The organism is Mesorhizobium sp. M0802, from assembly GCF_040320115.1.
In the GTDB taxonomy this organism is placed as follows: domain Bacteria; phylum Pseudomonadota; class Alphaproteobacteria; order Rhizobiales; family Rhizobiaceae; genus Mesorhizobium.
This window is the reverse complement of sequence record NZ_JAMYOY010000003.1, coordinates 380523-393175: the sequence shown is the minus strand read 5'-3', so window position 1 is coordinate 393175 and position 12653 is coordinate 380523. Positions and strand designations below refer to the sequence as shown.

General features: G+C 63.5%; 10 protein-coding genes. 5 read left to right on the top strand and 5 right to left on the bottom strand.

From position 1 onward, the window contains the following. Window positions 1-28 precede the first annotated feature (28 nt). Complete coding sequence (locus tag NKI10_RS07820; RefSeq protein WP_023682110.1) at window positions 29-2341, top strand: glucose/quinate/shikimate family membrane-bound PQQ-dependent dehydrogenase; 2313 nt, start codon at window positions 29-31, stop codon at window positions 2339-2341. 611 nt (window positions 2342-2952) lie between these two features. Further along, window positions 2953-3858: a dienelactone hydrolase family protein gene (locus tag NKI10_RS07815; RefSeq protein WP_023668312.1), complete on the top strand. Its 906-nt coding sequence runs from the start codon at window positions 2953-2955 to the stop codon at window positions 3856-3858. Between the two features lie 3 nt (window positions 3859-3861). Here NKI10_RS07815 and NKI10_RS07810 read toward each other — a convergent pair whose 3' ends face one another. From NKI10_RS07810 to NKI10_RS07790, 5 genes are all read right to left on the bottom strand, one after another. Continuing rightward, the gene (locus NKI10_RS07810) at window positions 3862-4311 is read right to left on the bottom strand and encodes a response regulator (protein ID WP_023668313.1); all 450 of its coding nucleotides are present in this window, start codon (window positions 4309-4311) and stop codon (window positions 3862-3864) included. Continuing rightward, window positions 4308-5456 (bottom strand): histidine kinase dimerization/phosphoacceptor domain -containing protein, encoded by a 1149-nt coding sequence (locus tag NKI10_RS07805; protein WP_023699590.1) that lies wholly within the window; start codon window positions 5454-5456, stop codon window positions 4308-4310. Before NKI10_RS07805 ends, NKI10_RS07810 begins: the two co-directional genes overlap by 4 nt. Window positions 5457-5511: 55 nt before the next feature. Next, window positions 5512-5730, bottom strand: a complete 219-nt coding sequence (locus NKI10_RS07800) for a hypothetical protein (RefSeq protein ID WP_155929625.1) — start codon at window positions 5728-5730, stop codon at window positions 5512-5514. After that, entirely contained in the window at window positions 5717-5914 is a 198-nt protein-coding gene (locus NKI10_RS07795) for a hypothetical protein (protein ID WP_013531006.1), read from the bottom strand. Before NKI10_RS07795 ends, NKI10_RS07800 begins: the two co-directional genes overlap by 14 nt. Window positions 5915-6060: 146 nt before the next feature. Further along, window positions 6061-6546, bottom strand: coding sequence for a thioesterase family protein (locus tag NKI10_RS07790; protein WP_031197523.1), 486 nt, complete (start codon window positions 6544-6546; stop codon window positions 6061-6063). Between the two features lie 102 nt (window positions 6547-6648). On the opposite strand from NKI10_RS07790, the gene NKI10_RS07785 reads away from it, so the two are divergent. From NKI10_RS07785 to NKI10_RS07775, 3 genes are all read left to right on the top strand, one after another. Continuing rightward, the gene (locus NKI10_RS07785; protein WP_352859405.1) at window positions 6649-8058 is read left to right on the top strand and encodes an FAD-binding oxidoreductase; all 1410 of its coding nucleotides are present in this window, start codon (window positions 6649-6651) and stop codon (window positions 8056-8058) included. Between the two features lie 20 nt (window positions 8059-8078). Further along, window positions 8079-8558, top strand: a complete 480-nt coding sequence (locus NKI10_RS07780) for a hypothetical protein (protein ID WP_352859403.1) — start codon at window positions 8079-8081, stop codon at window positions 8556-8558. A 153-nt stretch (window positions 8559-8711) separates the two neighbouring features. Further along, window positions 8712-12650, top strand: coding sequence for an AsmA family protein (locus tag NKI10_RS07775; RefSeq protein WP_352859401.1), 3939 nt, complete (start codon window positions 8712-8714; stop codon window positions 12648-12650). Window positions 12651-12653: the final 3 nt, after the last annotated feature.

The window sequence follows — 12653 nt, the reverse complement described above, 5'->3', positions numbered from 1 at the left end:
AAAGCGCATCAGTCGAAGGAGTATCGTCTTGGCTGTCGTCATCACCTCCCTCATCCTGTTCCTCATCGGCCTCGCACTTGGCGGCGGCGGCGTCTGGCTCGCGATGCTGGGCGGCAGCTGGTACTATGTCGTCACCGGTCTCGCCTTCCTCATCGCCGCATGGCTGCTCTTCCGGCGCAAATCGACGGCGCTCTGGCTCTACGCGGCGATCGTGCTCGGCACGCTGGCCTGGGCGGTGTGGGAAATCGGCTTCGACTGGTGGGAACTCGGACCGCGCGGCGGCATCATCGTGCTTCTGGCGCTGTGGCTGCTGACGCCTTGGGCAAGGCGGGGCCTGATCGGCCCCGACGCGCGCGCGCCGCTCATTCTGGCCGTGCTCGCATCGCTCGCCGTCGCCGGTTATTCGATGACGGCCGATCCCAAGGACATCGCCGGCGACCTCAGCGCCGACAAGGTGACGCCGACTGCCGATCTCGGCGGCAATGTGCCTCCGGGCGAATGGCATTTCTACGGCCGTACGCAATTTGGCCAGCGCTATTCGCCGCTCGACCAGATCACGCCCGACAATGTCGCCAAATTGCAGCCGGCCTGGATCTACCAGACCGGCGACGTGAAAGGGCCGGACGATGTCGGCGAAACCACCTACCAGGTGACGCCGCTGAAGGTGGGCGATGCGCTCTATATCTGCACGCCGCACAATTTCGCCATCGCCATCGATGCCGCCACCGGCAAGGAGAAATGGCGTTTCGATCCCAAGATCAAGCTCGACAAGGACCGCCAGCACCAGACCTGCCGCGGCGTGTCCTATTATGCCGATGCCAAGATCGCCGCCGGCCAGCCTTGCGCGACGCGCGTCTATCTGCCGACCTCGGATGCGCGGCTGATCGCGCTCGACGCCGCCAACGGCCAGGTCTGCCCGTCCTTCGCCGAAGCCGGCACGCTCAATTTGTTGACCAACATGCCGTATCCGAAGTCGGGCTATTATTACTCGACCTCGGCGCCGCTGATTGCGGGCGGCAAGATCATCATCGGCGGCGCGGTCAACGACAATTATTCGACGCAAGAGCCGTCCGGCGTCATCCGGGCCTTCGACGTCGACACCGGCGCCCTGGTGTGGAACTGGGATTCCGGCAATCCGGACCAGACAACGCCGCTGGCGGCAGGCCAGACCTACACCCACAACTCGCCCAACATGTGGTCGACGGCAAGCGCCGACGAGAAGCTCGGCCTGCTCTATGTGCCGCTCGGCAACCAGACGCCGGACCAGCTCGGGATGGGCCGCAGCGCCAATGTCGAGAAGTTTTCCTCCTCGATCACCGCGCTCGATCTGGCCACCGGACAAGTGCGCTGGGTGCGGCAGACCGTGCATCACGACCTCTGGGACATGGATGTGCCGGCACAGCCGACCCTGGTCGACATCACCACCGCTGCCGGCGTCGTTCCGGGCCTGGTTGGACCGACCAAGCAGGGCGACCTCTACGTGCTCGACCGGCGCAGCGGCGAGCCGATCATCCCGATCAAGGAAGTGCCGGCGCCGGGCGGCGCTGTCGAGGGCGATCACACGTCGCCGACGCAGCCGGTCTCGGATCTCTCCTTCAATCCGAGGCCGCTGACCGGCGCCGACATGTGGGGCATCACCATGTTCGACCAGCTGGCCTGCCGGATCGAATTCCAGGGCCTGCGCTACGAGGGCCGCTACACCCCGCCATCGGTGCAGGGGTCGCTGGTCTATCCCGGTAATTTCGGCACATTCAACTGGGGCGGCGTCGCCGTCGATCCGGTGCGGCAGGTGATGTTCGGCATGCCGACCTATCTGGCGTTCAAATCGCAGCTCATTCCGCGCGACCAGGTGCCGCCGCCGGATGAGGGGCGCGGCAGCGAGCAGGGGCTGAACCGCAATGAGGGCGCACCCTATGCGGTGGTGATGGGGCCGTTCCTGTCGCCGCTCGGCGTGCCCTGCCAGGCGCCGCCATGGGGCTATGTGGCGGGAGCGGACCTCAGAACCGGCAAGATCGCCTACAAGCACCGCAACGGCACCGTCTATGACATGACGCCGTTGCCCTTGCCGCTGAAGGTCGGTGTTCCCGGCATTGGCGGGCCGATGATCACCGCCGGCGGTGTCGTCTTCCTGGGCGCGGCGGTCGACGACTATCTGCGCGCCTATGACCTGACATCGGGCAAGCAGCTCTGGCAGGCCAGGCTGCCGGCCGGTGGGCAGTCGACGCCGATGACTTACACCGTCGCCGACGGCCGCCAGTTCGTGGTCATCGTCGCCGGCGGCCACGGCTCGGTCGGCACCAAGCCCGGCGACTATGTGATGGCCTATACGCTGCCGAAGTAGCAGCGATGTGACTTAGGTAAGTGATCGGCCCGGCAGATATTCTGGCAATGTCGCGCCGCCCCTCATCTGCCTGCCGGCATCTATACGGGGAGAAGTGCCCGGCAGGGCGATGAGGGGCAGCAGCAGCCTTGGTCAGCTTGCGTAAGAGATGGCCTTTGAGACTGGGCACGGAGCCCAGTACTTCATTGGTTAGCTGCGGCCCTGTTTCGGCCTGCTGGATCAGCGTGGTGACGGCCGACGCCGGTCGACGCGGACCTTCACCATCCGAGCGGCGGCTGCGGCAGCAGCGGAGCGCATTGCCAGCAAGGCAGCAACAGCAAGCACGAGCGCGCTTGCAAGGATCGGAGTAGACAAGGTCATGGCGTTGTTCCTTCTCGTCGGGCTCGCCGCTACGGGCGAGACCATCATCAGCTTCCTTCCATATTGTGGCGGCACCATCGACATTCTCTGAAATGACCAAAATGTGATGGGCGCGTTCCGCGGTGCCGCCGCATCGTTCGATGGCGCAAGCGTCACCCATCCGAGACTGGACCGTGCGAGCTTGCACCCTATCTTGATCCGCGAGTCATCCCGGAGTGACCGTGAGATCATCTCCTAACGAGGAGCACGCCATGACGAAACCCACCGCCGAAGCCGTCAAACCTGCCAAACCTGCCATCACCCAGGCGATGATCGATGCCTATGACGAATACACGCATCTGACGCTCGACCGCCGCCGCTTCATGGAACAGCTGACCAGGCTTGCCGGATCGGGCGCGGCGGCGGCCGCGATCGCGCCGCTGCTTGCGGCGAATTCGGCGCAGGCGGCAATCGTCGCCGACAACGATCCGCGCGTGAAGGCTGAAGATATCACCTATTCCGGCAGCAGCGGTGAGATGAAGGGCTATCTGGTCAGGCCGGCGGACCAGTCCGGCAAGCTCGGCACCGTCATCGTGGTGCATGAGAACAGGGGGCTCAACCCGCATATCAAGGATGTGGCGCGGCGCGTTGCGCTGGAGGGGTTCGTGGCGCTGGCGCCGGATTTCCTGTCGCCGCTCGGCGGCACGCCCGCCGACGAGGACAAGGCGCGCGACATGTTCACCAAGCTCGACGCCAGCCAGGTCACCGCCGATGGCCTGGCGACCATCGCCTATCTCAAGGGCGAGAAGGACGGCAACGGCAAGGTCGGTGCTGTCGGCTTCTGCTGGGGCGGCGGCACGGTCAACAATCTGGCGGTCAACGCGCCCGATCTCGCCGCCGGCGTCGCCTATTACGGCATGCAGCCGAAGGCCGAGGATGTGGCGAAGATCAAGGCGGCGCTGTTGCTGCACTATGCCGGCCTAGACGAGCGCATCGACGCCGGCATCGATGCCTACAAGAAGGCGCTCGACGCCGCCCATGTCGAATACACCGTCTATGTCTATGACGGCGTCAACCATGCCTTCAACAACGACACCTCGGCCGCGCGCTATGACAAGAAGGCAGCCGATCTCGCCTGGGGACGGACGATCGCTTTCCTCAAGGAGAAGCTGGCGTAAGCTTCAGGCCGCCGACGACGCCCATACGCTTTCATAGGCCGGCGACAGCGTAAAACCGGCCGGCAGCACCGAGACCGGGGGCGGGCGCCGCACGCCCTCCTGCAGATAGCGCAACGCCGACACCAGTCCGTTCATCGTGTAGGGCTTGGCGATGACGCCGATCGCGCCGGCGAAATGGTCGGGGATGCGTTTTGGATTGGCGGTCATGAACACCACCATGGAACGGTTACCCTCGCGGATATGCTCGGCAACCTCGACCCCGGTTGGTCCGTCGGCGAGGTGGATGTCGACAAAGGCAATATCGGCATCGGCGGTATCAATCATACCTCTTGCTTCGGCCAACGATGTCGCCCAACCCACAACGCTGTGGCCGGCTTCCTCGACGAGGCTTTCCAGTTCCATCGCCAGCAACGCCTCATCCTCGACGATCAGGACCTTGAGCGGTTCGTTCATGACAGCTTCCCTTTCTGCTGCGGTTCGTTCGGCATCGAGATGACGACCTTTGTGCCCGGGCCGGCGTCGCGCCATTCGATGTCGGCATGCAACTGACGGGCAAGCGACTTGATCAGCCGCATGCCGAAAGAAGCATCGCCACTGGCCTCGGCCATGCCGACGCCGTCATCGGAAACCTCGATGTTGAAGTGGCCGTCGGGCTGGCTCATCTTGATGCCGATGCGCCCCGCGGTGGTGCCGTCCGGCTTTTCCTTGAAGGCGTGCTTCAGCGCGTTGGTGACAAGCTCATTGACCATCAAGGCAACAGGCGTGGCTTTTTCGGCCGGAATGACGATGGGTTCGAGGTCCAGCGCCGGCTTGATCTCGGCGCGCCCCGATGCGGTCAGCAGGTCGGTGACCAGATCCCTGGCGAAATCCGAGACATCGAAGCGGCTGACATCCTTTGACTGGTAGAGACGGCGATGCACAGTGCTCAGCGCCTCGATGCGCTCCAGCATGGTGGTCAGGGATCGCTTCGTCGCTTCATCCTTGATTGCCCGGCTTTGCATGATGATCAGCGAGGAGATCATCTGCAGGTTGTTTTTCACCCGATGGTCGACCTCGTGCAGCAGCGTGGTCTGCGCCTCAAGGGCGGCCTCAAGCTCGCGCGTGCGTTCCTTGACAGCCTTTTCAAAGCGGTTCTTGTCGGCGGTGATGCGATCCTCCGAGCGCTTGCGATCGGAGACATCGAGCTGTGAGGCAAAGAAGAACAGGAGTTCGCCTTTGTCGTTGGAAACCGGGCTGATGTAGAGCGCATTCCAGAATGTCGAGCCGTCCTTGCGGTAGTTCAACAGATCGATGGCGATATCGGTTCCCGCTGCTATCGCGTCGCGCACGCTAGCCACAGCTGCCTTGTCTGTCTCTGGCCCCTGCAGGAAGCGGCAGTTCTTGCCCATGACCTCGTCGCGCTCGTAGCCGGTCAGGCGCAGGAACGCGTCATTGGCAAAGACGATCGGATTGTCCGCCTGACGGGGATCGGTGATGACCATCGACATGCGGGTGGCGCGGATGGCGGCCGCGAACGGATCGCCCTTGCCGTGCTCGGCATGCAGATTGTCCGTCATGTGCCATGCGTCGGCCGGTTCCCTGGTCCTTTTCCAGTCCATGCTTTCACTCCAAGCCGTTTTTCAGGGGTCACAACGGCTTAGACGTGGAAATGGTTCAATCTTGATCTTCTTGTCGCAGGCAGCCGTTTGCGAAACCGAATCGCCGGTTGCGCAAACTGTCGAAATGAACGGTTTTTGAAGGTTGTCGGATGCAGCCGATTCGCTGAAAGCGGGGCTGGCGCAGACCTTTGGAAATGATCAGGTCGCAATGGTCCGTGGCGGCGCTCGCCGGTGGCGGCTTTCTCAGAACAGCGGAAACATCAGGCGTGGCCACGCTTCATGCGCGCCTGCTTCAGGATGGCGCGCCAGCGGATCATGTCGAAGGGGATAGGCTCGTTGTTGTTGGCGATGTGGAAGATCTCGTTGTTGACGTTCTTCAACGAGCGCCAGAAATCATAGTCGGTGATGCGCGGATCGGCAGCCAGCCTGTCCACCTCGACCTTGATGTCGGTTTTCATGCACGTTCCTCGAACCGCCTGTTGCCCGCCGCCCGCGTCACAACTCGCATGGCACCGTTCTCAAACGGTCAGCTGAGTCGTTCAATGGCCCAAATGGCTTGTTCACGTTAAAACCTTGGTAAGGTTAACGCGGGCGCGGCAGCGCTTCAAGCGGTCCTGCGGCGAATACCGATCGAACGGCCGGCGCGCTCGGGCATCGGCAGTGCAGAATGGGCGGCGCGCATGGCTTCCACCTTGGCCTGCACATCGGCGGGGAAGGGCGCGACTTTCGGCCCGGACATGTCGACATGCAGCGACAGGGTTTCGGAGGTGGCGGCAAGCCAGCCATCGACATGGCGGATTTCCTGGTAGGCCCGCAGCCGCTTGTCGTCATGATCGATCAGTTGGAAGGATACGACGACCTTGTGTTCGAGGTGCAGTTCCTGGACATAGCAAACATGGACTTCGGCCGTGTAGATGGTCAGGCGCCGCTCTTTGACATAGTCCAGCCCCATGCCCATCGCCTCGAACGCCTCATCCGAGCAGCGGTCGAACAACACGTTGTAATAGGCCATGTTGAGATGGCCGTTGTAGTCGATCCAATCCTTCTCGATGTCCATCGGTTTGGAAACTAAGGGGGCGGGAACAGGCATGGAAAGTTCCTTGTTCTGGTGCTGGACAGAGCGCGGCAGTCGAGACTACGCATCCATAATCGCATAACAAGCGTGGACGCTGGTCCATTCGCGGAGGAATTCATGGCTCTGAGCGACCTCAATCCGGTCGAACGCAACGAGGAAGGCATCGCCGCCGTGCTCGGCATTCTCAAGCAGCAGCTCGGCGAACGCTTCCAGACAGGCGCGGCGATCCGCTCGCAGCATGCGCATACCACCACCTATATTCCGACGCAGGCGCCTGACGGTGTCGCGTTCCCGGAGACGACAGAAGAGGTGCAGGAGATCGTACGTGCCTGCGCCGCGCACCGCGTGCCGGTCATCGCCTTCGGCGTCGGTTCCTCGCTGGAGGGCCACACCAACGCGCCGGGTGGCGGCATCTCGGTCGACACCTCGCGCATGAACCGCATTCTGTCGGTCAACCCCGAGGATCTCGACTGCACGGTCGGGCCTGGCGTAACGCGCGAGGATTTGAATCGGCACCTGCGCGATACCGGCCTGTTCTTCCCCATCGATCCCGGCGCCAATGCTTCGCTGGGCGGCATGGCGGCAACGCGGGCCTCCGGCACCAATGCGGTGCGCTACGGCACGATGCGTGAAAACGTGCTGTCGCTGACGGCCGTCATGGCCGATGGCGAGACGGTGACGACCGGCAAGCGGGCGAAAAAGAGTTCGGCCGGCTACGATCTGACGCGGCTTCTGGTCGGCTCGGAAGGCACGCTCGGCATCATCACCTCGCTGACCTTGAAGCTGCAAGGCATTCCGCAGGCGATCTCCGGCGGCGTCTGCCCGTTTCCGAGCCTCGAGGCGGCCTGCAACGCTGTCATCGCAACGATCCAGATGGGCATTCCGGTGGCGCGCATCGAACTGGTCAACGGACTGCAGATGCGGGCGATGAAGAATTATTCCAAGCTCGATTACCCCGAGAGCCCGTGCCTGTTCGTCGAGTTCCACGGCAGCGATGCCGGCGTCGCCGAACAGGCCGAAACCTTCGGTGCCATTGCTGAAGACAATGGCGGCGGGCCATTCCTTTGGACCAGCGTCGCCGAGGAGCGGACGAAACTCTGGAAAGCCAGGCACGATGCTTATTGGGCGTCGCTGACGCTGCGGCCGGGCACCAAGGGCCTGTCGACCGATGTCTGCGTGCCGATCTCGCGGCTGGCCGAATGCGTTGCCGAAACCGAGGCCGACATTGCCGAGATGGGCCTGGTTGCGCCGATCGTCGGCCATGCCGGCGACGGCAATTTCCATGTGCTGGTGCTGATGGACGTCAACGACCCCAAAGAGATCGCGCTGGCGGAGAAATTCGTGGCGCGGCTGAACATGCGGGCGATCGCCATGGACGGCACCTGCACCGGCGAACACGGCATCGGCCAGGGCAAGATCGGCTTCCTGCGCCATGAGCTCGGCCATGGTGTCGACATCATGCGCTCCATAAAAAAAGCGCTCGACCCGCAAGACATCATGAACCCAGGCAAGATATTACCTGCATAGCCGAAATGTGAGGAGCGGCAATGGATACCCTGATTATAAGGGCATCGCTTGGCAAGACACTGTTATTGCTGTCGGCCAGCCTCTTCTTTGTCCTGGCCTGCGCTTTCCTGATTTATGTCTCCGAGGACGGCGACACCGCCGGCCTTTGGTGGTGCGTGGCCTTTTTCGGGCTGGTCGCGTTGGTGTTTGCCTGGCAGCTTGTGCGGCCGCAGATTCTGGTGCTGAACGGACAAGGTTTCAGTCTCGGCGGAGGCCTTGTTCGATCGCCCAACCTGGTCCCCTGGAAGAATATCGAAAGCTTCTTCGTCGTCCATCGCCGGCGCAGAATCGGCGATATGATCGGGTACAATTTCGCACCGGGGGTCAAGAAAAGCTGCGTCATGGGCAGCGTGACCAAAAGCCTGGGCGCCGAAGCCGCATTACCCCAGGGCTGGACATTGTCGCCCGAGGAGATGGTAGTGCTGCTGAACGAATATCGCCGAAGGGCGGTGGCGGGTTAGTCTCTTGCATGTCGGCCGGCACGCAGTCACAGGCGTCCGAAATCTCTGCTCTTCCAGATACAGAGATCAAGCAACTCTGGATGAATTGCCTCTTTATCGACACGCTGATGCGGGTAGAGTGCGGCTGACTTTCAATCAACCCGTTCGGAGCTGATGCTCGCACGCCTGTTCGTGATCTTCGGTGGCTTGTTTGTGCTGGTGCTGGTTGCGGCGCTGGTGGTGCCGTATTTTGTCGACTGGACCGGGTACCGCGCCCAATTCGAGCGCGAGGCGAGCGCCATTCTCGGCCGCAAGGTGACGGTGCAAGGCGACGCCACGGCGCGGCTGTTGCCGTTCCCCTCGGTGACCTTCTCAAATGTCACGGTCGCCGGCGGCCCCGGCGGCCAGCCGGCAATGACCGTCGAGACCTTTTCGATGGACGCGGAACTGGCGCCGTTCCTGCGCGGCGAGGTGCTGATTTTCGACATGCGGCTGGTGCATCCGAAGGCGACGATCGACATCGCCGATAACGGCACGGTCGACTGGGCGATACGGCCGTCCTCGCCCTTCGATCTCAACCAGATCTCGATCGAGAAGCTGACGGTGACGGAGGGAGAAATTGCGCTCCGGCATGCCGCAGGCGGGCGCAGCCATCTGATTTCCGAGATCAATTCGACCATCTCTGCCAAGTCGCTGGCCGGGCCGTGGCGCATGGATGGAACGTTGCTGCTCGATGGCCTGCGTTCGACTGTTGCGGCTTCGACCGGCAAGGCCGAAGGCAGCGGCCAGATGCGGCTGAGGCTCAAGGTCGATCCCGATGCCTATCCACTGGTCATCGAAACCGACGGCAATGCCGGCATCGTCAATGGGGCTGCCGTCTATTCCGGCCAGTTCAAGATTTCCGGCAACGACAAAAACAGCGCCGAACTGCGCGGCGGCGATGGCGAGAGCGTCAAAATCAGCGCCGGCAAGCCCGATCCGGGCTTCAGGCTGAACGGCAAGTTCTCGCTCGACCACCAGAAGCTTGGCGTCGACGAATTCCGCTTCGAGACCGGGCCGCTCGACAATCCCTACACAGCCGACGGCAAGGCTTCGGTCGATCTCGGCCTTAGGCCGAACTTCGCCATCGAGGCCAATGGCGCGCAGGTGCAACTGGACGAGGCGGTGGGGGCTGAAAAGGGCGCCGGCCTGACGCTGGACCAGCGCATTGCCGGGATCGAGCAGGCGCTGCTCGAACTGCCGAAGCCGAGCATCCCCGGCACTGTCGAGGTCAAGCTGCCGGCGGTGGTGGCTGGCGACACCACGGTGCGCGACGTGCATCTCTCGGCCGAGCCGGTCGAGGGCGGCTGGTCGGTGAAATCGCTGGCCGCGACCTTGCCCGGGCGCACGACGCTGGAAGCCAGCGGCATGCTCAGCGTCGAAGATCATTTCGGTTTCAGCGGCTCCATGCTGCTGGCGGTGGCGCAGCCTTCCGGCTTTGCTGCCTGGTTGTCCAAAGATGTCGACGAGGCGATCCGCCGGCTGCCGGCCGCCGGCTTCAAGGCCAAGGTGGACCTGTCGGAGAAGCGCCAGGCGTTCAGCGATCTCGAACTGATCCTCGGCAAGTCGAAGTTCACCGGCCGTATCGATTCCAGCCAGCCCGAGGACGCCAAGTCCTCGGTGCTGATGCGGCTCGAGGGCGGCGAACTCGATGTCGACGGGCTGACGGCCTTCGCCTCGATCTTCGTCAGCGACAAGGGCGGCAACCGCTTTTCCGACCGTGACCTCGATTTTCAGATCAAGGCAGGGCCGGTCAATGCCGGCGGGCTCACCGCCGACACGGTCGATACCGCGCTCCGGCTCCGCGACGGGCTGCTCGAAATCGACCGGCTGTCGATTGGCGGCCTTGCCGGCGCCTCGATCAGCGCCACCGGCCGGATCAAGGATTTTCCGGCAAGCCCGACCGGCAAGCTCGATGCCTCGGTGGTCGCCGTCGATCTGAAGCCGCTGATCGACATTGCCGCGCAACACTATCCCGACAATCTGATGCTGAAGGGACTGGCTGGCCGCACGGCCGCCTATCCTGAACTGTTCCAGGACGCGCGCGTCGATCTGGTGGCGAGCGCCGCCGACAATGGCGACGGCACGACCGGGCTGGCGGTGAGCGGACAAGGCAAGGCCGGCGGTTCGGCCTTTTCGGCGTCGCTGTCGGGCAAGGGTGCCGTCGGCCAGTTGCTCGACGCGCCGGTGACGGTGACCTTCAACGCCAAAAATCCCGACGCCACCGTGCTGCTGGCGCTCTACGGCCTGCCGGCGCTGCCGCTCGGCATGCTCGGCCAGGCAAGCACCGATATTTCGGCCAAAGGCACGCTCGGCGGCGGCCTGGCGACGAGCTTCAATTTCGCCGCCGATGACTTCAAGGCGACGTTCGACGGCACCGTCGCTCAGACGCCGCAAGGCGCCACCGCCAAGGGCAAGATCGGCCTCGACGCCTCCGATATAGAGCCGTGGCTGATGACCACCGGCGCCGGCCTGCCGGGTATGGGAACGGGCACCTCGACCTCGCTCAGCGCGGATGCCGATTTCGGCAATGGCCTGCTGGTGTTGAGCGGCCTCAGCGGATCCATCAACGAGTCGGAGATTTCGGGCGACGTCAACATCGATGCGAAGCAGGGGCTGCCGCATTTTGCCGGTGCGCTGGCGCTCGACGAACTGGACCTCGACCCGATTGCGGTTGCGCTGTTCGGTGACCAGTCGTTCCTCAGCAGCAACGCGAACTGGCCGACGGCGCCATTCAGCCAGAAATCCAGCCTGCCGTTCAGCGCCGATCTCGATCTGACGACGGCGACGCTTGCCGCCGGACCGCTGGCGACAGCCTATGATGCGTCGCTGTCGTTGAAACTGGACCAGGAAGGCATCCGCGTTTCGGACCTGAAGGCAAAACTGCTCGGCGGCGCGCTCACCGGATTGTTCGAGTTGAAGAACACAGACGGCACGGGGCTGTTCTCCGGCCAGATGAGGCTTGCCGGCGCTGACCTGGCGACCGTGCTGCCGGCTGCCGGATTGAGTGGCAACGGCGATTTCTCGACAGGGCTGTCGACCAGCGGCAAATCGGTCGACGCGATGATTGCCGCACTCTCCGGCTCGGGCACGGCGGCGCTGAAAGGCCTCACCATTGCCGGCGTCAATCCCGATGCCTTCGGCGCGTTGATTGCCAAGGCTGATGCGATCGGGCGCGACATCGACGTGGCAAAGACCGCGGGCTTTGCACCTGAGATCGCTGGCGACGGCAGCTTTGCTGCCGGCGATGCCGACATCGCCTTCACGGTCGCCGGCGGCACGTTGCGGGCACCACCGATCAAATTCGAAAACCAGGCGGCGACGCTGTCTGCCGACATCACGGCCGACCTCAACTCCGGCACCGTCGCCACCAAGGGCGCGGTCACCTACAAGCCTGGCGACGAGGCGCTGGTCGGCTCCGATCCGACGGTCAGTTTCAGCGTCGATGGGCCGTTCGGGGCGCTGAAGAAGCAGTTCGACAGCGAGCCGCTGGCGCAATTTTTGACCCAGCGTGCCCTGGAAAAGGAGCAGCAGCGGGTCGAGGCGATGCAGGCAGCACTGCTCGAGAAGCAGCGGCTGCGGCGCGAGGTGCGCTACTACTCCGCCCTGCAGACCGAGCGCGACAACGCCGCCGAGGAATTGCGCAAGCAGGAGGAAGCGGCACGGCTCAAAGCTGAGGCCGACGCCAAGGCGAAGGCACAGGCCGACGCAAAGGCACAGGCCGAAGCGGATGCCAAGGCCAAGGCGGATGCCGAAGCAAAGGCCGATGCCGATGCGAAAGCGCAGGCAGAGGCTGACGCAAAGGCCAAGGCAGATGCGGACGCGAAAGCCCAGGCGGAAGAGCAGGCTGCCGAAGACGCCGCCAAGGCCGAGGACGAACGGAAGAAGGCCGAACAGGCTCGGATCGCTTCGCAGGAAAAAGCCAGGCTGGAGGCCGAGCGCAAGGCTCAGGAGCAGGCGCCGAAGGTCGACCGCTCACTTCCCGGCGTCAATGACGGTTCGGCCCCGGCGCCGCCGAAGCCCAGGACAAATCCGTTCTCGGTCGACAATTTGCTGAAGTCGCTGGGCAATTAAAAA